This window comes from Kitasatospora sp. NPDC059648 (assembly GCF_042734825.1).
In the GTDB taxonomy this organism is placed as follows: domain Bacteria; phylum Actinomycetota; class Actinomycetes; order Streptomycetales; family Streptomycetaceae; genus Kitasatospora.
Window position 1 is genome coordinate 20,690 of sequence record NZ_JBHWDU010000069.1, and the last position, 23,030, is coordinate 43,719.

Below are 23,030 nucleotides of genomic sequence, written 5' to 3' on the forward strand. Positions count from 1 at the left end.
TCTACTTGTCCCCCTCTCCCTTACGAGGCTTCACCGGGCCGAGCGTGATCGGCCCGTTCTGCGTGGGCGCCACCGGTGCGGCCGGCGGAGGTGGTGCTGCTGCAGCCGGCGGGGGCTGCTCGACCGTGGCGGCCGGGCTGGCGGCCGGAGGAGCCGGTGGCGTCGAGGCCTCAGCCGTTCCACCCGCTGCCGGACCGGAGTTGGGTCCGGTGCCGGAGTCCTGCCCCGAGCCGGTCGAGGCCGGGCCGCTGCCGGAGGCGGAGTCCCGGGCCCGGCGGGGCGGGACGACCGTGCCGCCGCCGTGCGCGGGGGCGCCGAGTCCGGCGTGCGCGGCCGCGTTGCCCATGGCGCCTTCCACCATTCCGGCGCCGGCGGCCGCCGCCTGCAGGCCGAGGCCGACACCGGCAGCGACGCCGCCGCCGAAGGACCCGCTGCCCTTGAGGGTCTTGGACCAGAAGCCGCGGCCGCCGCCGCTGTCCGCGGCCCCCTCGTTCTCCGACTCCAGGGCCCGGGTGTAGCCGCTGCCGCCGCCGACCGCGCCGGCACCGGCCGCGGCGCCGGCCGCCCCGCCGAACATCGCGCCGAGCCCGGAGCCGACCGACGAGAGAAGCGCCGAGCCGACCCCGTTGCCGTTGCTGCCGCTGAAGACGAAGAACCGGCCGACGACCGGCCACGCGAACGCGGACACCAGGAAGATGATCAGTCCGACGATCACGTTACGGATGCCGTCCGCCCGCGCCATGGCCGAGAAGCCGATGGCAAAGCAGGTCACGATCACCGGTTTCATCACCACCAGGGTGATCAGCGCGTTGCGCGCCTTGGGCCACCACTCCTTCGTGCCGTCGGAGAGCTGACCGGCCAGCACCACCGGCATGGTGGACACCAGGATCATGATCCCCGCCTGCCGTACCAGCATCTCCACCCACAGCGCACCGATGGCCAGAATGCACAGGATGCCGAGCACGATCACCACGCCGACCGCTTGGCTCAGGACGCCGCCCCCGGTGACGAGTGCGGCGCCGCCGGACGCACCGCCGCCGCCCGCCACCAGGCCGGCGAACATGCCGCCGAGCTGCTGCTGCATGGCCTTGGTCGCGTCGTCCGAACCGGAGCCGCCGCCCTCAAAGCTGGTGTTGATGATCCAGGTGGACAGGGCGTCCGACCAGTTCAGCGCCACCTGAGTGGCGAAGGCGTAGCACCCGAGGATGAACGCCCACTTCACCAGTCCGGTGATCACGGTTGCCGCGGGGGCGCCGCTCTGGCTCACCGCCAGCTTGCCGAACTGAATCAGCATCAGGAAGGCCGCGAGCAGGACGGACACTACGGTCATCATCCCGACCACTTGACCGATGCCGGTCTGTGCCAGGTTGATGGTGGAGACGCTATTGAATGCCTCGGCGAACTGTTTCAGGAGCCAGACAACGGACTGCCCGATCTGTCCCGCCGCTTCCTTCAGTGCGTCAGATGCCAGTTTCGAGATTTTGCCCGCGATCCAGTCTCCGATTCCTCCGGAGGGAATCATCAAGCCCGCATTCTTTTGCTGGCAGTCGTGGAAATTCATCCCCCCTTCGATGCATTTCCGGATCGCATCGTCCATCTTCTGGTAGCCCTCGGCACCGTGGTCGGTGGTGGCCTCCCAGTCCTTCAGCTTGGCGAGTTCCCGCTGCTTGCGCGCCTCGGTGATGGCCGGATCGTCGCAGCCTACGTTGTGTTCTTCGCACGAGTCGTAGGTGTCAGGCTTCTTGTAGAAAGAGCAGTTGTTGGCTTCCGGCATCATGCACCAGTGGTTGCTCGTGTCCACGCCGATGTTTTCCGGCCCACGATCGTTCCACTGCTTCAGCCACTCTTTGTCCGGATCGTCCGGCGGGCCATTGGGGGCATGTGCCTTTTGTTCGCTGGTCGGGGTGTCCGCGATAGCGGCCGGGGCCGCCGCAACTCCTACCGTCATCAGCGCTGCAAGCACGAGCGTCAGCAGGCGGAGGAGTTTCCGGTTAGTCACGGATCACCACCTGCCAGCCGTCTTTGCGGGACGTCACGGAGTCCGGGTTGTAGGGCGCCGGCGTGAACTTCTTCGCCACCCACTTGGGGTCCGTGGTGACCTTCCAGTCCCCGTCCTCCCAGATCAGGATGACGTCCGCCAGCTGGTTCTTCAGCGGGCTGTCGTCCGGGCCCCCCTTGGGCAGCGTGGCAGTTCGGCTGTAGTGCATCCAGACGTTGACCACGGAGCCGTCATCGTTCAGCGCCCACGCCTGTGCCGCATCCACGTTGGTGGAGATGGTCAGGCCAGCCGGGGTCCCCCCGGAGGGCGGGAGCCCTACCTGCTCGCGCAACTTGCGTACCTCGCTCACCCCCTGGTCGATGCTCGCTTCGCTTCCCTTCGCCGTGGTGGCAGTGAGCTGCCGCCGGGCCATGTCGTCATCCAGCACCGACAACTCGTCCAGGTGGTAGACCGCCGCCGCCATCGGCCCGTAGCCGAAGCGCGGGAAGCCCACGCTGGCGCCGTCCCGCTGCCCGCTCGGCTTGGGCAGGTGGACCGGCTTGGCCTTGCTCGGAGGGAGTAGGGACTGGCTGGCGCTCGGCGACGTTGCCGGGCCGGGCGAGGCCGAGCTGGTGACCGGCGGGAGCGCGTGCTGGCCGCCCCCGTGGTCGTCGGCGAAGTGGGTGACTGCGACGTATCCCCCGCCGACGAGGACACCAGCGACCAGGACCCCCAGTCCGGCGAGCCGCAGCTGGGCCCGCCGTGCTTTGCGCAGGTGTCCGTCCATGTCAGCCCTGCGTCATCTTGTAGGCGGCGAAGATCAGACCGGCCGTCACGCCGATGCCGACGCCGGCGAACAGTGAGGCCACCACCGCCTGCTTGCCGCGGGCCGCGAGGGCAGCGCGCTCGGTCGAGGAACCGATGCCGACGAGCGCCCAGCCGACGAGGCCGCCGAGGACGGCCAGGGCCAGGCCCGCGCCGGCGGTCCAGCCGAGAATCGTCTGCGTCGGCGACTTCACGCTGTCCGGCAGCGTCGGCTTGAAGTCCGGCACCGGGTTCTCCACCGGGCCGGGCGTGGGGTTGTCCGCCAGGATGTGGACGTGCGGGTCACCCATGATGGCGGTGAGGACGTGCAGGGTCTGGCTCATACTGGCGCCACCTCGTTCAAGTTGTGCTGATCTGACGGGACAGGGGAGTACGGCGCCGGGACCGGCGCCGGGGGAAGGGGATCACCCCAGGACGTGCGGGCGGAGTCGAGGACCGCGCGGCCCAGTTCGGCGGCCGCCTGCAGAGTCCGGGCGCCGAGCCGGGAGGCCTCCCGCAGGCCACCGGCCCGCAGTTGGGAGTCGAAGGGGACGCGGACCACCGCCGCCACCCTCGGCTCCAGCATGGTCTCGCCGGCGCGCACGGCCGGCGGAGGCCGACCGTCCCCGGTGCAGATGACCGCCACGACCATCCGGGCCAGGGGCAGGCCCTCGGCACTGGCCGCCATGACCGCGGTCTGCAGGGCGTGCATGCCCGATCCGGTCGCGGCCGCCACGAGGACGGGCACGGAGAAGGGCAGGCTGCACCACGCCGCCGTGGTCCCCGAGCGGCCCGCATGCCGGGCCGAGAGGACGTCGTGCGCCACCGGATAGGCCGTGTCAGCGACCACCGTCTGCCAGCCGCCGATCGCAGCAAGCTGGTACCAAGCCGCCGGAGCGTCCGGCAGGTCCAACACGGGTGCCTGCCAACTCTGGTGGTCGGTCAGCACCGCCCACTGTCCGCCCGCTGCCGGGAAGGCCGCGGCCGCCTGCTGCACCTGCTGCCGTGTGAGCGGTAGGTGCGGAGGCAGGGAGGCCAGGCCCGGAGCAGACTCCGGCGACCAGGCCGGCCAGGGCGAGGCGAGACGCGGCGCCAGGTCGAGGACGACCCCCGACCCCGAAGGGGCAAGGGCCGCCGCGATCAGGCCCGCCGTCGTGGAGCGGCCGCTGCCGCCGACCGCGGACAGGACGGGTACGACGATCCGGCCGTGCGCTGGCAGCTGCACCGCCGGCTCAGTTCTTCTAGCCAACGTTCCCCCGAAGTGCAAGGCAATTTGGCGATTCCCGACCAGGAAATCGCGTCGCCTGCTGTCACGGCTGGCAGTCTAATCTCGTCCTCGAACAGAAGTCCCGAGAGTAAAACTTGCTGATGAACCGTCAACTAACCGGCGGTACGCAGCCGTACAGGTGGTTTGACCGGGTTAACGAGAGTTTGGGCAGATTGGTACGCCGCTGGACGGATACGCCGCGTGAGCTGCAGCCTTCCACGGCCCGGGCGTGTCGCGGGGCGGGGGAAGAATGGGCCGCCATCCCCCCCGGAGTCTCGTTGTCCGGGTGATGCGGCAGGCGCCCGCCAAGGCTGGTCTATGACTTAGGGGGACCTAATTGCAAATCAAGCGGGGGTTGTTGGTAGCAGGTTCGGCCATTGCAGCGAGCCCTCTTGTGCTGGGGATCGGGTTGGTGCTGTTGGTCGCCACGTTCGACGACGAGGACAAGGCCGGCGGGGGCGGCGCCGTGCTGGTCAGCTCCGGCACGCTTCGGATCGGCCCGGGCGCCGTCCCCGAGCGGTACGCCAAGATGATCCAGGACGCCGCCGCCAGCTGTGACCAGGGCTTGTCCGCCGGAGTGCTGGCCGCCCAGCTGAGCCAGGAGTCCGGGTTTGACCCGCGCGCCGATTCCGGACTGGCCCAGGGAATCGCCCAGTTCACCCCGGACACGTGGCGCTCCCAGGGCGTGGACGGAGACCACGACGGGATCAAAGACGTCTGGAATCCGGCGGACGCGATCCCCGCTCAGGGCGCGATGATGTGCGACCTGCTGAGGACGGCGAAGAAGCACCCCGACTACGCCGGATCACCCACCGAGCTGGCACTGGCCGGGTATAACGCCGGGTGGGGCCGGGTGGACGAGTTCCGCGGCGTGCCCCCGGTCAGCTTCGCCAAGGGCGAGACGTACAACTACGTGAAGAACATCATGGCCAGCGTCTCGAAGTTCACGGCGCCGGCCGAGGCCGGGCCCACCGAGCTGCCCCCGGACTACCAGCTTCCCGCCGACACCCCGCAGGAGGTCAAGACGGCCGTGGCGTGGGCACTAGCCCAGCGGGGCGGCTGGTACCAGTGGGGTGGCGACTGCACAGACCCGCTCGGCAGTAACCCCCAAGGGCATTGCGACTGCAGCTCACTCATGCAGCAGGCGTACGCCAAGGCCGGCATCACGCTGCCCCGGACGACGTTCGAGCAGGTCAAGGTCGGCACCAGGGTGGACATGGACAGTCCCAAGCCCGGTGACCTCGTGTTCAACCCGGGGTCTGACGGGTCCGACGACAGCCCCGGGCACGTGGGCATGTACGTGGGCCAGGGGATGATCGTGGAGGCCCCGCACACCGGGGCGCAGACCAGGGTCGTCCCGTACTCCAGCTGGAGGCAGGCGACGAAGGCCACCACGCGGATCACGGCCGTGGTGCGGGTGGTGAACTGGTGAGGACGGGAGAAGACGACGTGCACGAGCAGCAGCTGGCCGGCCCGTGGGGAACGGTGACACCGGAGTTCTGGGCACGGCCCGTGCCCCCGGCGCCCGAGCAGCCGGCCGCCGTCGAGGCCTCGGCGGAGCCGGCCGCGATGCCGGAGGCGTTCCGCGAGCGGATCACCCAGCTGATGGCCACGCTGTCCACCCCGCAGACCGGGGTGGCGCTGCTGATGGCGCAGGCCGAGGCCCAGCGGCTGGACGAGGAGATCACCGCGGCGTACGGGCCCGGGCACCAGCACACCATCAACGCGCGGGAGTTGCGCGGGTGGATCGCTCACCTGCAGGGCGACCATGCCACGGCCGCCCGGTGGCACCTGCACACCACCGGGCTACAGGCCCAGGCAACTGCGGTGGACCACCCGCAGACCAAGGCCACCGCCCAGCGGACGTACGCCATGTGGAAGGCGATCCGGGAGCCGGCCGAGCGCGCCGCGGTGGGGGTGGAAATCCTGCCGATGCTGCAGGCCGTCACCGGCCGAGCCTCCCGGCCGGTCAAGGACGTGCAGGCCGTGGTGGGCCAGCGCCCGCGGTGACCTGCAAGGCCCTGCCCCTGTCTGACGCCGGTTAGAGCCCGCAGCCGCGCCGACCGCCCGTGCCGAACACCGCGGCACCGTAGACAAGCAACTACCCGGCGGGGCAGGCATGGGGGTGACCCGCCGTGACGAGGAAGGAGAGGCGTGGTGGATCGATCAGCCGGGGCCGCCACCCGGCGCGGGGCGCCGGTCGGCTCTGCCCTCTCCGCTTTCGTGCTGCCGAAGGCCTCGGCCGGCCGGGGGTGACCCTGCTGTGGTTGACGACGAGAACCCCATTTGTCTAGCACGCTTGACATTTCTGGAGTGAGGATGCCATCCTTAATGTCAAGCGCGCTAGACAAGCGCACCGGGAAGGACGTCATGAACCTCAAGCCGGGCACCATCACCGCGGCCTCGTTCCGCACTGGCAGCTGGAGCATCCGGGGAGCAGCCGTCATCTGGGCTATCGAGCCCACCGAGCACCGCCGCCAGAGGAAGGTGCTTCTCTCCCTGCTCGACAGCACCGACAGCAAGGCCCTCGAAACGCACTGGGAGTACGTCCGAGGCACCCTCTATGACAGCGGCGAGCTGCTGAAGACCGCGGGTGCCCCGGACACCGGAGCTATCTGGTTGGGTGACGTCATCGGCACGTACACGCCCAATGACCCCCAGTACAACAGCGTTGAGATCATGCGCGATGAGGGCACCAAGTACTTGAACACCAACTTTGGGCCGGAGGAAGGCGAGCCCTGCACCGAGGAGACTGCCGGCCCCGCGCTTCGGTTGGCCCAGTTCCGGATTGCCAACGCCCGCCAGGGCGTGGTGAGTGAGGAGCGAGCGCGTGACTACCTCGTTCGCCGGATGATCGAGGCCAAGGTTCCGGTCGAGCGGCTGGCCGTACTCACCGAGATGAGCCGCCAGCGGATCTACCAAATTCGTGACGGAGTGCGGTAGTCAACCCGCAAGCAGCAGGGCCCGGTCCGAAGACGACGGACCGGGCCCTGCTGCTGTCTCCTACAGTTCGCGGGAGCGCTTGAAGTGCGCGGCCGCCAGTTCCTCCGAGGTCAGCTTGTTCACGCACCGGGTGCAAGGGTGCTCGAACAGGTCCGTACTCCGGTCGTACAGCACGCCGCAGGGCAGGACCACCCGCGGCCCGATGCTCCAGGCGCCGCCGCACACCGAACAGCGGTACAGGTCCAGCAGGGTGCCGTCCACCACCCGCTGCCGTACGGCGTCCACCAGGGCGCGGCCGCGGGCCATGCTTTCGGCCCGGTACTCCACCCACTCCGGGGGCCGGGGGTCGCCGAACCGCCAGCCGGCCGGGCGCTCCTCCGTGGCCGGTTGGGGCAGGCAGGCCGGGCAGTGCGGCTGCAGGTAGGTCACGCCATCCGCCAGCACGGCGTCCGCCCCGTCCGTGCCCGCCACGTCGGTGCCGGTGGCCCCGCACTGGTGGCAGCGCCAGGACCGCGGCGCATCCCAAGGCACCGGCTCCCCGGCGGAGAAGGTCAGCGTGGTCACCCGGATCTCCCCTCCCCCGCTCACCGGGCCGCGCTCCGCGTCGAGGCCCGGCACAGGTCATGCTGTGCCACCCCGATCTCCGGGTGGCCGTGGACCTCCCACAGCACGACGTACGGGTTCGGGCTCGGGTAGTTCCGGACCTTGACTACGCGGCCGCGTGTGCCGGCGGGCACGTCGTAGTGAATCCGGGCGTCCTCCCCCTCGTCCTCCAGGCCCTCGTGCACCCAGTAGCCGCTCTGGCGGATCTTCAGCTCCACCTCGTCCCCGACCTCGTACAGCAGGCTGTCCAGGTGCCGCTCACGCCGCAAGCGCAGGGCCGTCGTCAGTTCCTCGTCCGCCGTCGCGGGCCGGACGTCGAGGACCGCCCGGAAGCCGCCCGCGCGGTGGGTGAGCACGGTCGGCTCGCTCGCCTGCAGCTGCACCGCATCCTCCAGCACCGGCAGCAGCAGCTCCAGCACCCTCTCACCCAGCGCCTTGTCATCCGTCATCAGCCGCAGCTGCACCATCTTCAGCGCACCCCCTCGGTGGCCGCTGCCTCGGTCCGCTTCCGGTCCGCGATCATCCATCCCACCGTGATCTCCTTCATGTTGATCGGTTCCACTCACTGCGCGTTCAGGAGCAGGGCCCGGTCCTCGGCCGCCACACGGTCCGCAATCTCCCGGAGTCGGTCCAGCACCGTCCGGCAGTCGCCCGCCGCCCGGTGCCCGCCCCCGAGGCGGGGCCACTTGTAGGTGCCATCCGTCCGCCGTTCGCCGACGTGGACCGCGTACGGGCCCATCACGTCGTCCCACAGGACCATCTGCAGCCAGCTGTCCGCCGAGGCCCCCGGATCGGCGTGGCCGGCCGCCCGGTAGTGCTGCAGCAGCTCGAACCGCAACCGGGCCGTGTCGAAGTCCGCGTTGTAGACGAGGACGCGACGCGGCACGAGGTGGGACGGGCCGACGTTGCCGCCCCGGCGGTACATCAGGGCGCCGGTCAGCTTCACCAGGACGTCCCCGAAGGCCGGAGCGTCGCGCACCATCTCGTCCGTGATCCCGTGGACGGCCGTGGCCGCCGGCGGGATCGGGATGCCCGGGTTGACCAGCGTCTCCAGTAGGACCTCCCCGCCCACGGTCAGTACCGCCACCTCCACCACCCGCGCCGACTCTCCCTGCCGGTCGTCTCCGTGTCCAGGACCACGGCGGTTTCCTCGTCCAGCGCGGCCGCGGCCCAGTCCCGGACGTTCGCCAACTCCTGTGCCCGCTCGGCGTCCAAGTCCAGCACTTTCAATCCCCTTTCTGCAGGTAATCCGCAACGCATCCAGAAATAGCGTAGAAGCCGCCGAAAAGCAAGCAATAGGCAGTAAATCGAACGCGGGCCCGAAATAGATTTCATGGCCGAATACCGACAATCAACCTTGATTGAAATCACCGGCGGGGCCGGTCACTCGTCCTCGGGCTCCGCCTCGGCGCGCGCGTAGCGGTCCAGGGCGTCCCGCACGATCCGGGAGGGGGAGTGGACGAGGCCGGCCAGGCGTTCCCGTTCTGCGCGCTGCTGCTCGGACAGGTGCCCGCGGTGGGTCAGCCGGCGGTCCCCGAGTTCCGCCAGCGGCTTCTCGCTCACCCGCCAGGACGCCGTGCGCAGCTGCTCGAACAGGTCGGAGGGGAGGATGAACGAGCGAGGAGTGAGGCCGACGCCGAGATTCGGGCCGGGCCAGCGGCCGGAGAGCGACATGCCCAGCTTCTCCTCTTCCGTCAGCGGCTCCCACGGCCCCGCCAGATCGTCCTCGGCCAGGCGCCGGCGCAGGCATCCGGCCACCAGTGCGTCCAGCGTCGGCCAATAGTCGCCGCGGACCCGCGCGATTTCCAAGCGCATCTGCCGCACGGACATGCCTTCCCGTAGAAGCTGCTTCTGGTATTCCTCCCGCTCGGCTTTCTGGCGCTTGGTCCGGAGTTTCATCTGCGCCGCTTGGCGGGCGGTAATGCTGACCGAAAGATTGCTGTATTCCACCGCTTTTCCTATCTATCAAGGGTGATTGTTGGCGCCGGGCTGGCGGGGCAGCTTTCGCCCGTCAACCCGGAGTGGGGTCGTCCCGCCGTGCGAGCGGACGCCGACCGCTGGTCGGGCGAGGCGGAGCTATGGGAGGAGGCACCAGGCCCTCCCAGGGATCAGGCCGTGGGGCCCGGGCCTCGGCCGAGGGTTCGCCGCTCGGCTTCAGCGGCGCAGCCCACAGCGGCCGCCGGTCGTGCTGATGGTTCGTCACCCGGTCAGTGTGCCCTACCCCCGGGCCCGTGCCGTACCCGAAGGAGCTGCCCGCGATACAGGTCAAGGCGAGGCCTCCGGCGGGCCACCCAACCAAGAGGACCCGGGGGCCCTGCCGGGACTTACCCGCCGTTGCTGGTGGGGCTGGTGGGGGTGGCTCGGTGCGGCCCCCTCGGCGAACGGCCCTCCGCACCCTGACACACCCCGGCGGAGGCCCAGGGCAACCCTGGGAGGACTTTCTGCCGGCCGCCGCCCGGGGGGGCGACGACCACCAGAAACTCCCCCCAGGGCCGGGCGCCCGGCGGCGCCCGGTCCCTGGCCCCCCACCAGGGCGCGTCCCCACCGTGAGTGCCGCCCGCCGAGGGGACCACCCCGAGCCGGGAAGGGAAGTGCGGCAGGCGCCGCCGGGGCCGGCCGACAATGCCCCGAAAACGTTTCGTTTCATTTCATCTCGCGCAACGAAATGTATTGACGAGAGGAAATGAAATGAAATAGAATGAAGGCTCAGCAGGGACGCGACGGAGGGGGCAGCGATGGAGCGGCAGAGCGCAGACCGGTGGATCGGCCGGGGCGACGGCGCCCGGCAGGTGCGGCCGCTGTGGGATGAGGGGTGGGGCGCCGAGCGGGCCGCCCGGCGCGCGCGCCGCCTCGGCGCCTACGTCTCGGCCTCCCGGCTGCTGCTGGACGAGCGCGGCCACGCCGAGGCCCGGCTGCAGGTCCAGGCCGCCGGCGCGAAGGGCGCCGCCCACGCGGACGCCGCGGCCGCCGTCGCCGAGGCGTTCGGCGTCGAAGCCGTTCGCAAGGCCCGGGCGCTGGCCGTGCACGGCGACGCCCAGGCCGTGGCCCGCTTCGTGGCCGCTCTGCCCCGGGTGCTGGACTACGCCGAGCAGCTGGCCACCCAGTGCGCCCGGACCTACGGCAGGTGGGCCCGCTCGGCGGCCGCCGAGGAGCATCTGGAGTGGCTGGACGAGCGCGACCGCCGGGCCCGGGCCCGGCAGTTCCGCGCGCAGGCCTTCCCCGCCGTGGTCGAGGTTCTGGCCGCCGCCGAGGACTCCGCCGCTGGCGCCGACGTCCAGCCCGAGCGTGCCCCGTGGCAGCAGGTGGAGGCCATCGCAGGCGGCATCGCACGGTACGGGTGGGTGGACGTCCGGGAGGCCTACGATCCGGCCGACGTCCGCGAGCTGCTGGCCGCCGCGGCGTGGGTCGAGTCGCCCGCCGAGGCCGCCGAGCAGCTGGCCCTCCCGTTCTCCGAGCAGGCCGACGAGGCGCCGCAGCCCGCCGCCGCTCCGGTCGTGGTGGTCATCCCGTGCTCCGGGGCGAAGCTGCCCACCCCCGCCGAGGCCGGCCGCATCTACACCGGCGCCCTGCACACCCACGCCCGGAAGACGGCCGACGCGCTCACCGCGGCCGCCGGCGGAACGGTGCTGATCCTCTCCGCCCTGCACGGGCTGCTGACGCTGGACCAGGTGATCCAGCCGTACAACCACCGATGGACCGACCCCGGCAGCATCAGCGAGGACCAGCTGCGCGAGCAGGCCGCCGAGCTTGGGCTGGCCGACGCCGCCGAGGTGGTGCTGCTGACGCCCAGCCAATACACCCGGCGCGCGGCCGCGGTCTGGCCGCACGCCCGAACTCCGTTGGCTCACCTTGGGATCGGCCAGCAGCGCGGCCGGTTGACCGAGATGCGCCGGCACCCCGAGCAGTACGCCGTCGCCGCCTAAGACGCTCCGCCAGATACGAGAGGATCAGCCCCATGACCACCCCAGACGCGCCCGCGCCGCAGGCGCCCGCCGAGCCGACGACTCCCACCTGCCGCTACCCCGGGTGCACCAGGCCGCCCGCGGCGAAGGAGGGGGACAAGGCTGGCGCGAAGCCCAAGTACTGCGACGACGCGGGACACAACCCCCTGACCGCGTGGCGGGCGAAGAACCCGAAGAAGCCGGCGGCCGGCGGTTCGAGCGGCAGCAAGGTGCCGGACCACCAGGACCTGCAGGACCGCCCCGTGGCGCTGGCGGCCGCCGTCGCGACCGATCTGCGGGGCGAGGTGGTCAGCGCGATTGAGCAGCTGGCCCCGAAGTTGGAGCAGTACGTGGCAGAGCTGCGGACCATGGCCGACCCCGAGGCCGCCGCCGCCCAGGCCATCAGCGTGACCTCCCAGGCTGCCGCCGCCATTGCCAAGGCGGAGGGCGAGGCCGCCGACGAGCGCGCCCAGCGGCTGGCCATCGAGGAGCAGATCCGAGCGCTGCAGGAGGCCATGGAGGAGGCCACCGACGCCGCCCAGCTGGCCATGACGACGCTGGAGACCCGCACCGCCGAACACGAGGCCAAGGTGCAGGCGATCCAGCAGGCCGCGGACGAGCGCGTGCAAGAGGCCGAGTCCTCGGCCGGCCGCCAGATTGCCGCGGCCGAGCGCCGCGCGGACGAGGCGATCCAGCGGGCCGCGGACGAGCTGCAGGCGAAGAAGGCGGAGCTGGACAAGGCCCGGGCCCAGGAGAAGGAGGCGACCCAGGCCGTACTCGACAACGCACAGCGGCGGGTCGAGGCGGCGCAGGCCGAGGTGGAGCGCGTCCAGGGCGAGGCCTCGGCCAAGGTCGAGGAGGCCGCGCAGAAGCAGGCCGCTGCCGAGGCCGAGCGCGACGAGGCGAAGGCGAAGGCCCAGACGATCGAGCAGCGGGCCGCCGTCGAGGTGGCCAAGGCCGAGGCCACCGCCGAGGCCCGGGCCGAAACCATCACCGCGCTGCAGCAGCGGGCCGAGACCGACCGGGAAGACCACCGGCAGACCGTGCGGGAGATGGAGGGGACGATCAAGGAACTCCGGTCCACGGTGGACGGCCTGCAGGAGACCGTCCGGACCATCCAGGGGAAGGCCGAGCGGGACGCCCGAACCGCCGCCGACCAGATCACCGAGCTGCAGCAGCAGCTCACCAGGCAGGGGGCCACCGAGTGAGTGAGTACGACACCGACCCATACCGCGACGGCCGCCAGTCCCGCGAGTACGACCCCGGGCTGTCCGAGGACTGGATCAGCTACGAGGAGAGGGTGCCGGCCGAGGAACTGGACCGGCGCGACCGGCTGAACCACGAGCAGGCCTATCAGGATCTGGCGTGGGACTACGTGGAGGGCGAGCTGACGCAGCAGGAGTACGAGGCGGAGGTGGCCAAGCTCAACGAGTGGGCCACCGAGCATGGATACCCCACCCACGACCCGTACCCCGAGCCCGAACCCCCGTCCGCTGAGGCCCCCGCGGTCGAGGAGCACGCGCGGGATCTGGCCCAGCTGGACGGGGCCGAGCAGGCGGCCGCAGTGCCGGAGGCCCCCGCCGCGGCCGCCGAGCCGGAGGCGGGGAACATCGCGGCGCCGTCCGCCGAGCCGGCGGTGACCGCGGATCAGTTGGGGGCCGCGGTCGAGGCCGCCCAGGGCGCCGCCGGCGCCATCACGGCCCGGGCCCCGGAGGTGGCGCCCGCTCCGGCGCCCGTGGTCGAGGCCCCGCAGGTTGCCCTCGGCGTCGAACCGCCGGCCCCGTTCTGAGTCGCAACACCTGCAACACCCATACCCCCTGAGTCTTGAACTTCAAGACTCAGGGGGTATGATCGTTCCTGAGTCGATCACCCAATGCGGTCGGCGGACACCCCGTCAGCAGGCCGCGAGCGGGCCGACTCTCCCGATCCCTCAGATTCAAACCAGGGGCAAATCGGGGCAATACGTACGACTTTCCAGCCGGGCGTGTCAAGGCCAGCACGAAACGTCATCCGTGTGAAAAACTCCCAGTTGGCTTGCACACCGTGATCTTGGAGACGCCGGACGAGGGAACGCGAAAAGAGCCTCAGACCGACCCGGGGCCAACCGGGGTGATCGAGGCTCAGACCGCCAACTACATATTCGCTGTTGAAGCTCTAGACCCGCCTACCAGGGCGACCAACCTTTTCGGGATCGGGTCGGGAGCTTGGACCGGTGCGCCTTTGGCGTACCTGCTACCGGGAGACGACTATAGCTGTCCGTCGCTCGGTCTGCCCACCATGCCCGCGTGGCGACACGCCGGTTATCGGCCAGACCTGCAGAATTCATCTCCTCCGGCCCGTGGCCGTTGAGGTCTACCCCCAGCGGGGACCGCCCGTTCTGCCTGCCCACGTCGCAGCAGGACGCGCTCCACCGTGGCAGGGGGAGAAGGCGACATGCCCAGGGGAGACCGGTCCCCGGAAACCGGCCCGTGGCCCCGCACCTGACGAAGGCGGGGAGTCCGGACAGTCCGCGGTAGAGAACGGCCCGCGTTAACAAGGTCCGACCCCGGTAGCCCCCGGGCGGTAGAGAAGGCACGGCGGAGGAAGCTCACCCCACCCCCTGAGCGGAGGGAGAGCGCCGGCGGAGCAACAGGCAAATGGAGCTGACAGCCAGTTCGGCCTTGCCTCGTGGGTAACCGCGGGGCGAACAAGGTGGACCCCAGCCGAAGCCCGGGCAGACCGGGCGGAGACGCGACCTCCCGAGCTGCCAGCACATCCCGGTCCCAGGGCGCGAGTAATTCCCGCAGCCCGGTCTGATGCGAAGACGGTGACGGGCGTACCGGAGACGGCACGACCTCAGCAGAACGACGCGAAACGACCCCCTCTGACGAGCAGGCAGAACCCCTTGGGGATCTCTGTCTTGTTCGTCAGGGGGGGTCACCGCTCCCCCGGACTCGGGGCACCCGGAGGCCGGAAAGGCAACTGCAAAGAGCAAGAGGCCGGGGGAGCGGTTCCTTAAAAAGGCAGTCCCGAAGGGCCCTTATCCGCCGCTGTGCGGCCCGATCCGGCCCTGCCGGACGTCGAGACACCTTGGGCAGAGAAGTGGCCGGATCGGGCCGCACAGCGGATCACAGCCCCGGCTTTGCCGGGCCCTTTGCCGCCCGAACGGGCGTTCTGCTTTCGCTCTGACCTACTGGACTGAGACAGCCAGGATCGGTGTCCCACTGGAACCCCCCACGCGCCGGCCGAAGCCAGACCCTCCGCCCCACCACGTCTTCCGTCTCGGCCAGCCTCTTGATCACCTGCCCGCAGATGATCCCCACCTGCCCGGTGGCGCTGTCCAGGGCATGCTCGCCGTCCCGGGGGTGTGCCACGTGCTCTTCCACCGTCCGGCCGGCCGGGCTCCAGCTCACGGTGCCACCTCCGATGCAGCGGGCGGGGCGGGGGGCACCTTCTCCAGGAGGGAGGCCAGGGCGTGGACCACGGTGGCGCTGGTCTTCCCGGTCTCCACCATGGGCTCACCGGACGCCGAGGGGTAGACGCCACGGAGGCCTCCCAGCTCCAGGCCGTGCAACTGCAGCACGGCCCGGAGCCGTTCGGAGGCGATGATGGCCAGGCGGTAGGCCTCGGCGTGGGCGCCGGGCTGGTGGTGCTGATAGTCCATCGGCGCACGGTAGGCCGCACGCCAGAGGGCAAGGGGCACAGACTGTACCCCCTTGATTACGCGGCGTCGGGGCGACCTTGCGACGGTTCGCCGGTTCCGGCGCGCCAGCGATTGACGGGGTTGATGCCCCGGGCCAGGTCGGTGCCGACCATCACGGCGGCGTGCGCCCACCAGCCGAGCCCGTGGGCCAGCATCAGGTAGATGACGCTGGCCACGATCGGACCGTAGAGGTGCAGGATGATGCCACCGAGCACGGGCATTGCCGCTAGGTCCCAGCGAACCAGCACCGCCATGGTGACCGCGACCGCTGCAGCGCGGGCGAAGAGGCGGGCGGTGAATTCGTGTCCGGGCCAGCGACCGCGGGGGTCCAGTACTGACCGTAGGCCGTCGAGCGGGTTCGCCGATCGGTCCCCGTCGTCGCTGGGCACCACCAGGTCGTCCAACGGAACCTCCTACCTGCCAGCCGACGGCTGACGTCACATTGTGTCACGTATGTTCGACCATCCGTGACGGATTACGCAGCGATCCCCGCCACCTCGGCCAGCTGTCGTGCGGCCGGGCGGACCGAGGCCGGCCCGTCCAGCAGTTCACGGACGAGGCCGTGAGCCTCCCCGTTCCACCGCACCGTCTCCGCCGCCGTCGCGGCCGCCTCGGTCAGCGCCTCCACCGTGCGCTCCGGTTGGCGCTGCAGCTGGTGGGCCCGGGCCACCTCGATCAGGTGCCGGGCCCGGCGCGGCCGCGAGGGAATCGCCGAAGGCGCGAGCCGGGAGGCCCAGTTGAGGGCGGTAGCGGGCTGGCGCAGTTCCACCGCCACGGTGACCGCGTGCATAACCGAGGCCGCCGCCGAGGCCGAGGTGGGAGCCGACCACCAGCCGTCCGGCAGCGTGCGCGCCACCGCCTCGGCCCGGTCCACCCAGTGCCAGGCGTTGCCCCCTTCACCGGCCCGGGCGTGGGTGGTGGCCACCTGCCAGGCCATGGCCGCCCACGCGGCCGCCAGCTCCGGCGAGTCCTGCCGCACCGGCGTTAGCAGCCTCAGCGCTTCCTCCCCGAGCAGCTGCGCGGACTCCCACTGTCCGCCGGCCCGCAGGGCTTCCACGGTGAACCAGGCCGCTTGGCCGACCGCGGCCGCCGAGCCGGAGGCCCGCGCCGTTGCCAGGGCCCGCTCGGTCGTGCGCCACAGCAGGTGGCCGTCCCCCTGGTACGAGACGTACATCTGCACCAGGTTGAGGGCCCCGGCGTACAGCGCCGCCGCCCGGCGCTGGTCGGCCACCTCCGGGTGGCCAGCGGCCGCGGCCGCCGAGGTGACGAGACCGGGCAGGAGCTCGGCGAGCGCCGTGCGGTGGTCCCCGCGGTTCGCCCGGGCCGCCCAGCCCGCCGCGAGCGCGGCCGCCACGTGGTCCAGGTCCGGGACGCGGCCGCCGCCGGCCAGGCCGAGCGAAGCGGAATCGACGGCCCGGCGGACCACGGCGAGCGCCGGGTGGGCCTCGGCGGAGAAGAGCGCCAGCGGGATGGAGACCGCCGAACCGGTCAGCTCCGACAGGTCAGTGACCTGCAGGAGTTCGGCGATCCGGACGAGCATCGGCAGCCGAGGGGGCTGCAGCCTCCCTTTCTCCACCGCCTTCAGCCAGCCCTCGGAGCGGCCCAGCAGCCCCGCGAGCACCTTCCGGGTGATCCCCCGGGCCTCCCGGATCCGCTTGATTCGCTGGCCGATCGTCAGGTCTGCGGGTAGTGCTGTCATCAGCTCTGCCTCCCTACTGCCCAGGTGTGCGCTCAGGGTACGGCCGCCGTCCAGGCCGCCGAGCGGGATCGGGTGCACCCGGCAGCGGCCCGTCGTAGACAGGCCCGGGCAGCCGCGGATCGTGCGGGCCGTCCGCCGGCGCGGGCCACCACTCGGCCCCCCGCCAGATCCAGTCCGGACCCACCAGTTCGTCCCAGGCCCTGCCCGGACGGCCGGCCCTGCAGTCGGAGCAGAGGCCAACGCGGCGGGGCAGGCCGAGCGCCGGCCGCAGCAGGACGGGGGGACCGTCGTCTGCAGGGACGGGCGACCGCCAACACAGGTGGCAGACGGCCGGCACCGCCGACAGGTGGCCGCCACGAGAGGGGGCCGACGTCGGCCCGCCTGCAGGTCGAGGAGTACGTGCTGGTTGCATGCCCTGCCCAACGAGCAGGTGGAGCAGGGAGATTCGGCCGCAGCTGAAGCCGGGTGAAAAATCAAGGTTGATTGTTGGCACCGGCTTGCCGGGAGGCGAAGCGGCCGAGCTGCCAACCGTCGAGGCCGGCCCCTTAACCGACGTCGCTCGCCTCGGCGTCCGGCAGCGGGAAGGGGCCGAGGAGGTGGGAGAGCGTGGTGCCGGCGCCCCAGGCCGCCAGCTGCTGGCCGTCGAGGAGGAACACCCCGCCCTGCCGGCTGGCCCACAGGACGTCCTGCCGGGAGTACCGGCCCAGGCTGACGACCAGCCGCAGGACACCACCGTTGACCGTCGTGCCGACCCGGCGAAGTGGCGCGGGGGCTGGGGTCGCGTCGCCCGCGGAGTCCACCGGACGCACGGTCACCTCCAGGAGCCGGCCGTGCTGGTCGCGGGCCATCAGCCGGGGGGTGCCCTGCCACGGGATCGAGCGCACCCGCCAGCCGTCACGCCGGAGCATCCGGGCCGTGGCCCGGGCCACGGCGTGCGGGTCGGCCAGCTGCTGCAGCTCTGCCTCGGTGTAGCGGCCGGCCCGCCGCCGGGCGACCACCGCCCGCCGGCGGACCACCGCGGCCGCGAGCGCGCCGAGGACGGCCAGGACGACGAGGAGCCCGCCGACGCCGAGCGCGACGACGAGCAGGTACACCCCGAGCAACGGCAGTGCGAGCAGGGCCAGGACCAGCGCGACGCCGGGCAGCGCGTCCCGCCAGCCAGGGCCGGCCATCCCTTGCTGCTGTAGGTAGGCGACCGCCCGGGCGCGGGCCGCACGGCGGGAGCCCGGTGCCGGAGTCGGCCAGCGCAGCCACCGCCGGAGCCAGCCCACCATCTGCCCATACCTCCATCTGCCGTCACCGGTTCCTGACGCACCGTAGGCCTAGACGTACCCGGTCTGCAGGGGCAGCCGCGAGTTTCCCGTTTCCCGATGCGGAGCCGCTTGTACGACTTTTGGGAGATGCGTCAAGTGGCTTGACGCGAACTCAGAGTGACGTCAAGCTGGTTGACATGGAGCTGAAGCAGCTGACGCACTCGCCGGCCCCCGAGTTGTGGGTGGCCGAGACGACGGACGAGGAACTGCCCCCGATCCCCGACAAGGACGCGATCCGGGCGTGGCTGGACGCCGCCGACCGGAATCCCCGACTGGCAGCGAGCAGCACCCCGCCGCCCGGCATGGGCGCGGGCCACTACCAGCGCTTGCAGCTGGACTTGGTGACCGGGGAGTTCGGGTTCTACTGCGCGAACTGGCCGCAGGAGGAGGCGACCCGGACCCGCGAGCGGGGGACCGCCTCCCTCATCCCCAGCTGGAACGACTGGAAGTTCGTACCCACGCAGCTGTATTGGGTGATCGACTCCGGAGTGATCCAGCTGCCGTACCTGAACGCCGCGCAGGGCAACGCGCTGGCGCGGCGCCTGCTGCCGCTCGCCGAGCAGCTGGCCACGAACCTGCAGCCGGTGCCGGGCACCGACGAGTGGGATTGGACCGCGGCCGCCGTCCGGGCCGCGTACGAGATCGAGCGCCAGGTGCAGCGCGATCCCTCGGACTTCCGGGGCAAGACCGCGGTGGACATGGGCGACGCCGTTGCCGCCCTGCCGGAGATCGTGGACCCCGGGTGGGCGTTCAAGGGGGACGAGGATCTGGATTGGGACGCCGGGTGGCTGACCCGCCGCCTCGGTGTCCACAGCCACGGGGTTCTGCCGACACTGCTCGGCGTCACGCCGGCCGAGTCGCACCGCTTCGAGGTGGTGGGCACCCGCGCGTGGCTGTACGGGTACCGGCAGCGGCGGGCCCGTGAGCGGACCGTGACGGACGTCTCGCGGTGGTTCCAGCGGCCGGGCCGTGCGATCGAGGGCCGGGTGAGTCCGGATCTGGACGAGGCCGGGCTGCAGCAGCTGGCCGAGGCCGAGGAGCGGGCGGCCGCCGAGGAGGACGTGGCGCTGGTCGGCAACACGCTGGACGCTCTGCGCGCGGAGCGCGACCGCGCCCGGGCGGTGATCGTGGAGCAACTGCTGCCCGAGCAGGGCGAGGCGCGCGAGAAGGCGATCAAGCAGGCCGCGGCCGCGCGCGCCCTCGTGAAGGCCACGCTGCTGCAGATCAATGGGTGGGGTGACCCCCGGTACGACAACAATGCGGAGTTGGGGCGGGCCGCCAGGATGTCCCGGCAGGCCGTTGACCAGCTGTTTGACGCGGACGACAACGACGACGACGAGAAGGCGAGCGCGGCATGAGCTTCTTCAAGGACGAGCGGCACGAGGTTGAGGCGCTGGCCGCCGAGTTGGAGCAGCTGGTGGACGAGTACCCGATGGGTGGGGACGGAAGGGGCGCCGTCATGGTGACGTTGACCGGTGGCCTCGGCCACCCGCGGCTGACCGTGGAGCTCCGGCTGGAGGAGTCCGCCGCCATCCGGCAGGCCCTCGTCCGACTCCGGCAGAACTTCAAGCAGCAGCACCCCGACCAGCCGGGCATCTGCGCGCACTGCCACGGCCAGGGCCGGGCCGACGAGAGCCGGGAGTGCCCGAACTGCCAGGAGCGGATGCGCTGGTGGCAGAGTCCGGATCTGCCCGCCGACCAGGCCCAGGAGTTGGGGTGGTGGGTGTGCGAGGGGTGCGCGCACCGGGTGGCCGGCCCGTACGGCGCCGAGCAGGCCGACGCCGGCGCCCGCTCAGAGCTGCAGCCCGGGCACGCGGACGGCCAGCACTGGCGGTGCGTGGCGTGTGAGACCGTGAACGCGATCACCGACCGGACGTGCATGGCGTGCGACCGCGGCCGGCCCCAGCTGGTGGCCGGGCACCGGCAGTACACCATCACCTGCCCGTACTGCAGCAGCACGGACGTTGAGGAGTACGGCGAGCCGATCCCCACCACCCACGACGACTACGCCGACTGCGCGCGGTGCCGGGCGTGCGGGCGGGAGTGGGGGCTGGACCCCGCCGCCGACGCCTCGTGCACAAGCTGCGGAGGCAGCGGCCGCCCCGGCAACGGCCCCCACTTCAGGCGCGACGAGCAGGGCGTGCGGATGCTCACCCCCGCCTGCAGCTGCTCGGAAGAACCGTGAGCCTTACCCCGGACGAGTGGGCCGCGTTGATCGACCACGCCCCGACGCGCGAGCGGTACGAGGCGAAGGTGCATCGGCGCGGCCCCGAGAAGTGCGCGTACTGGCTCGGCGCGATCAGCTCCAGCGGCCACGGCAAGCTCCGGGCGGGCAGCGGGGAGGCCTCCCGGATCGTGACCGCCCACGTGCTCGGGTACGGGATCGAGCACGGCGCCCAGGCGCTGGCCGAGGTCAAGTTGATTGAGCACACGTTGATCCGGCACACGTGCGACAGCCCGAGCTGCCAGTACCCCGGGCACTGGCTGCTCGGCACCCGGCAGGACAACGTACTGGACTACGCGAGCCGCAGCCGACTGGCCGGGCACCCGCTGGCCGACACCCGCGGGCCCGCCGGCCGAGCCGTCGCGATCCGGGAGGCGATCCTGCAGGCGACGCCGGCCGACGTCGAAGAGGCGATCCGCCGGGCGATCCTCGCGGGCCAGCCCGGCGGCGCAACCCAAGACACCCTTTTCTAACCCAGGCCATCAGGCCGCAGGAGGGGAACACACCATGCGAGTTGAGATCACCAGCTTTGGACACCTGCACGGCCCCGTCCCGGAGGCCGAGGTGGTGCTGGACTTGCGCCGGCACTTCCGCGATCCCCACGTGCGCACCGAACTCCGGCACAAGACTGCCAAGGACCCCGAGGTCCGCGAGGCCGTGCTGAGCACCCCGGGCATCCCCGAGCTGGTGGCCGCCGCCGTCGCCGTCGCCCAGGCCTACGCGATGGGCCCGCAGGCCGAGCTGACGCCGTTCCGCGTCGCGGTGGGTTGCGCCGGCGGCCGCCACCGGGCCGCCGCCGTCGCCGAGGCGCTGGCCGAGGCGCTGGCCCCGCACGGACTCCGGGCGCGCGTTCAGCACCGGGACCTGGACAAGCCCGTGGTGGAGGACGGCCGGGACGCCAGCCGCACCGAGGCGTACGCCGACGTCATCGAGAACGCGCTGGACCAGCTGCTGGACGACATGGGCGGGGACGTGGACGAGCTGGACGTCAGCGTGGCCGCGGAGAACGCCGCCATGGCGCTGGTCAACGCCGGGTACTAACCGCCACCCTTGTAACAGTGCGACCCCCCGGCGAGCAGTGCCGGGGGGTCGCACTGTTACTCCCGGAAGGCCTGCAGACCGGCGCACTTGACCCAGGATCACAGCATGGACACGGTAGGATTTTGAGCATGCCGACAGACTCACGAACCCGCGAGGGCGCGCGGATCGTTACCGCGCTGGAGACCATGTGGGCCGCCATCCAGGCCCGCCACCCGGACGTGCCGGACGTGGTGGTGATCACCGGCAGCGGCATGCCGAAGAAGACCAGCAAGGCCCGCCGCGCGGCGTACCAGAAGTTCGGGAACCTCGATCCGGACCGGTGGGTGGACGCCGAGGCCGCCGGCCGCCGCCCCGAGCTGTTCGTGGCGGGGGAGTTGTTGGACAAGGGCGGCGCCGCCGTGCTGGAGACGATGCTGCACGAGGCCGCCCACGGCATCGCGGTGACCCGCGGAATCCGGGACCGCAGCAGCGACGGGGGCCGGTGGCACAACCGGAAGTTTGCCGCGCTGGCCGGCGAGGTGGGGCTGGAGCCCCCGGCGAAGGCGGCGAAGACGATCGGGTACTGCGAGACCCTGCTGAAGCCTCAGACCGCGGCCGCGTACGGGGCCGCGATCCGGAAGCTGGAGGCCGCCCGCCTGCCGCACCTCGAAGGCGAGGGCGCCGGCGGGGAGGAGGAGGCCGCCGAGGGGGAGGAGCCCACGGAGCCGAAGAAGGGCAGCAGCGGGAAGCGGTACCCGATCCAGTGCAGGTGCGAGGAGCCCCGCCGGATGCAGGTGACGCCCAAGGTGTACTGCCCGAAGAAGGATCAGCGCGGCGGGATTTGGTGCAGCTTCTGTGAGTCGGAGTTCGAGCCGGCCACCCCCGAGGCCGCCGAGGCGTTCGATTCCTACGAGCCGCAGCCGGCCGCCGAGGGAGAGCAGCAGGACGTCCCCGTGGCGGTGCCGGCCGCCCGGGCGCCGGAGGCCTCGGCGCCGGTCGAGGTGGAGCCGGAGTGGGACATGTCCGAGCCCGAGCCCGAGGGGGCCGAGCCCTACTAGTCTCACCGTGTCCATGCTGGGGTTGGGGCCCCGTTCCCGCGGCCGCGCGGGGGCGGGGCCCCGGTGTGTTCTCACCGTGTCCATGCTGGAGACCGTGGCGGGCGGGGCGCAGCCAGGCCGACCACTGTCCCACTGTGTCCATGCTGAGCCTGTAGAGGCCTCGGGGCGCAGCCGGGTGGACACCTTCTCAGCGTGTCCATGCTGGGGTTGGGGCCCCGTTCCCGCGGCCGCGCGGGGGCGGGGCCCCGGCGCGTTCTCACCGTGTCCATGCTGGAGACCGTGGCGGGCAAGCCGGTGGCCGAGCCCGCTGCCAACAATCAACCTTGATTGCGCGCCTCGGCAGGCGGGGCGCAGCCGGGCGGGCGCGTTCTCACCGTGTCCATGCTGGGGTGGTCGCGGGGCCGGCGGGCGCGACCGGGGTTGGGGGGGGTTTCGGTGGGTTCAGCGGGGGAACCGCCCATCGGGGGGGGGCGGGGGCAGGGCGGGGTCGGCGGCCGG

The 23,030-nt window shown here is 71.6% G+C and carries 24 protein-coding genes; 11 read left to right on the forward strand and 13 right to left on the reverse strand.

Annotation, left to right across the window (positions count from 1 at the left end):
• Position 1: 1 nt before the first annotated feature.
• The 4 genes from ACFV1W_RS30265 to ACFV1W_RS30280 are packed head-to-tail and all read right to left on the reverse strand — an operon-like array spanning position 2 to position 4,007.
• Entirely contained in the window at positions 2-1,999 is a 1,998-nt protein-coding gene (locus ACFV1W_RS30265; RefSeq protein WP_380420444.1) for a hypothetical protein, read from the reverse strand.
• A complete protein-coding gene (locus tag ACFV1W_RS30270) occupies positions 1,992-2,765 on the reverse strand; it encodes a hypothetical protein (RefSeq protein ID WP_380420445.1) in 774 nt (257 codons plus the stop codon). Before ACFV1W_RS30270 ends, ACFV1W_RS30265 begins: the two co-directional genes overlap by 8 nt.
• Position 2,766: 1 nt before the next feature.
• Positions 2,767-3,126, reverse strand: a complete 360-nt coding sequence (locus ACFV1W_RS30275) for a hypothetical protein (RefSeq protein WP_380420446.1) — start codon at positions 3,124-3,126, stop codon at positions 2,767-2,769.
• Entirely contained in the window at positions 3,123-4,007 is an 885-nt protein-coding gene (locus ACFV1W_RS30280; protein ID WP_380420447.1) for a hypothetical protein, read from the reverse strand. The genes ACFV1W_RS30275 and ACFV1W_RS30280 overlap by 4 nt, the downstream gene beginning before the upstream one ends.
• A 454-nt stretch (positions 4,008-4,461) precedes the next feature.
• Between ACFV1W_RS30280 and ACFV1W_RS30285 the strand changes: the two genes are divergently transcribed.
• The 3 genes from ACFV1W_RS30285 to ACFV1W_RS30295 all read left to right on the forward strand — a co-directional run bounded on the left by ACFV1W_RS30285 (position 4,462) and on the right by ACFV1W_RS30295 (position 6,992).
• Entirely contained in the window at positions 4,462-5,481 is a 1,020-nt protein-coding gene (locus tag ACFV1W_RS30285) for an NlpC/P60 family protein (protein ID WP_380420448.1), read from the forward strand.
• Positions 5,478-6,059: a hypothetical protein gene (locus ACFV1W_RS30290; protein ID WP_380420449.1), complete on the forward strand. Its 582-nt coding sequence runs from the start codon at positions 5,478-5,480 to the stop codon at positions 6,057-6,059. The genes ACFV1W_RS30285 and ACFV1W_RS30290 overlap by 4 nt, the downstream gene beginning before the upstream one ends.
• 360 nt (positions 6,060-6,419) lie before the next feature.
• On the forward strand, positions 6,420-6,992 hold the full coding sequence (locus tag ACFV1W_RS30295; RefSeq protein WP_380420450.1) for a hypothetical protein: 573 nt from the start codon (positions 6,420-6,422) through the stop codon (positions 6,990-6,992).
• A gap of 60 nt (positions 6,993-7,052) precedes the next feature.
• On the opposite strand, the gene ACFV1W_RS30300 is transcribed toward ACFV1W_RS30295, so the two are convergent.
• From ACFV1W_RS30300 to ACFV1W_RS30320, 5 genes are all read right to left on the reverse strand, one after another.
• Positions 7,053-7,556: a hypothetical protein gene (locus tag ACFV1W_RS30300; protein ID WP_380420451.1), complete on the reverse strand. Its 504-nt coding sequence runs from the start codon at positions 7,554-7,556 to the stop codon at positions 7,053-7,055.
• A gap of 20 nt (positions 7,557-7,576) precedes the next feature.
• Entirely contained in the window at positions 7,577-8,122 is a 546-nt protein-coding gene (locus tag ACFV1W_RS30305; protein WP_380420452.1) for a hypothetical protein, read from the reverse strand.
• Positions 8,123-8,157: 35 nt separating this feature from the next.
• Positions 8,158-8,682 (reverse strand): exonuclease domain-containing protein, encoded by a 525-nt coding sequence (locus tag ACFV1W_RS30310; protein ID WP_380420453.1) that lies wholly within the window; start codon positions 8,680-8,682, stop codon positions 8,158-8,160.
• Positions 8,670-8,819, reverse strand: a complete 150-nt coding sequence (locus tag ACFV1W_RS30315) for a hypothetical protein (RefSeq protein WP_380420454.1) — start codon at positions 8,817-8,819, stop codon at positions 8,670-8,672. Before ACFV1W_RS30315 ends, ACFV1W_RS30310 begins: the two co-directional genes overlap by 13 nt.
• 159 nt (positions 8,820-8,978) lie before the next feature.
• The gene (locus tag ACFV1W_RS30320; protein ID WP_380420455.1) at positions 8,979-9,545 is read right to left on the reverse strand and encodes a hypothetical protein; all 567 of its coding nucleotides are present in this window, start codon (positions 9,543-9,545) and stop codon (positions 8,979-8,981) included.
• A gap of 785 nt (positions 9,546-10,330) precedes the next feature.
• Between ACFV1W_RS30320 and ACFV1W_RS30325 the strand changes: the two genes are divergently transcribed.
• From ACFV1W_RS30325 to ACFV1W_RS30335, 3 genes are read left to right on the forward strand one after another with little or no spacing between them, the layout of a single operon-like run.
• Positions 10,331-11,518, forward strand: a complete 1,188-nt coding sequence (locus tag ACFV1W_RS30325; RefSeq protein ID WP_380420456.1) for a DUF6884 domain-containing protein — start codon at positions 10,331-10,333, stop codon at positions 11,516-11,518.
• A 32-nt stretch (positions 11,519-11,550) separates the two neighbouring features.
• Positions 11,551-12,744, forward strand: coding sequence for a hypothetical protein (locus ACFV1W_RS30330; protein WP_380420457.1), 1,194 nt, complete (start codon positions 11,551-11,553; stop codon positions 12,742-12,744).
• Entirely contained in the window at positions 12,741-13,325 is a 585-nt protein-coding gene (locus ACFV1W_RS30335; RefSeq protein ID WP_380420458.1) for a hypothetical protein, read from the forward strand. Before ACFV1W_RS30330 ends, ACFV1W_RS30335 begins: the two co-directional genes overlap by 4 nt.
• Before the next feature lie 1,599 nt (positions 13,326-14,924).
• Here ACFV1W_RS30335 and ACFV1W_RS30340 read toward each other — a convergent pair.
• From ACFV1W_RS30340 to ACFV1W_RS30355, 4 genes are all read right to left on the reverse strand, one after another.
• The gene (locus tag ACFV1W_RS30340; protein WP_380420459.1) at positions 14,925-15,179 is read right to left on the reverse strand and encodes a hypothetical protein; all 255 of its coding nucleotides are present in this window, start codon (positions 15,177-15,179) and stop codon (positions 14,925-14,927) included.
• 56 nt (positions 15,180-15,235) lie between these two features.
• Positions 15,236-15,622 (reverse strand): hypothetical protein, encoded by a 387-nt coding sequence (locus ACFV1W_RS30345; protein ID WP_380420460.1) that lies wholly within the window; start codon positions 15,620-15,622, stop codon positions 15,236-15,238.
• A gap of 71 nt (positions 15,623-15,693) precedes the next feature.
• Complete coding sequence (locus ACFV1W_RS30350) at positions 15,694-16,917, reverse strand: helix-turn-helix domain-containing protein (protein ID WP_380420461.1); 1,224 nt, start codon at positions 16,915-16,917, stop codon at positions 15,694-15,696.
• 545 nt (positions 16,918-17,462) lie between these two features.
• Positions 17,463-18,191, reverse strand: coding sequence for a hypothetical protein (locus tag ACFV1W_RS30355; RefSeq protein ID WP_380420462.1), 729 nt, complete (start codon positions 18,189-18,191; stop codon positions 17,463-17,465).
• Between the two features lie 176 nt (positions 18,192-18,367).
• Here ACFV1W_RS30355 and ACFV1W_RS30360 point away from each other — a divergent pair, with 176 nt between their 5' ends.
• The 5 genes from ACFV1W_RS30360 to ACFV1W_RS30380 all read left to right on the forward strand — a co-directional run bounded on the left by ACFV1W_RS30360 (position 18,368) and on the right by ACFV1W_RS30380 (position 22,532).
• Complete coding sequence (locus tag ACFV1W_RS30360) at positions 18,368-19,588, forward strand: hypothetical protein (protein ID WP_380420463.1); 1,221 nt, start codon at positions 18,368-18,370, stop codon at positions 19,586-19,588.
• Positions 19,585-20,415 (forward strand): hypothetical protein, encoded by an 831-nt coding sequence (locus tag ACFV1W_RS30365; RefSeq protein ID WP_380420464.1) that lies wholly within the window; start codon positions 19,585-19,587, stop codon positions 20,413-20,415. The genes ACFV1W_RS30360 and ACFV1W_RS30365 overlap by 4 nt, the downstream gene beginning before the upstream one ends.
• The gene (locus tag ACFV1W_RS30370; protein WP_380420465.1) at positions 20,412-20,927 is read left to right on the forward strand and encodes a hypothetical protein; all 516 of its coding nucleotides are present in this window, start codon (positions 20,412-20,414) and stop codon (positions 20,925-20,927) included. The genes ACFV1W_RS30365 and ACFV1W_RS30370 overlap by 4 nt, the downstream gene beginning before the upstream one ends.
• Positions 20,928-20,961: 34 nt before the next feature.
• Entirely contained in the window at positions 20,962-21,495 is a 534-nt protein-coding gene (locus tag ACFV1W_RS30375) for an ATPase (protein ID WP_380420466.1), read from the forward strand.
• 128 nt (positions 21,496-21,623) lie between these two features.
• A complete protein-coding gene (locus ACFV1W_RS30380; protein ID WP_380420467.1) occupies positions 21,624-22,532 on the forward strand; it encodes a hypothetical protein in 909 nt (302 codons plus the stop codon).
• The last annotated feature ends 498 nt before the right edge of the window (positions 22,533-23,030 follow it).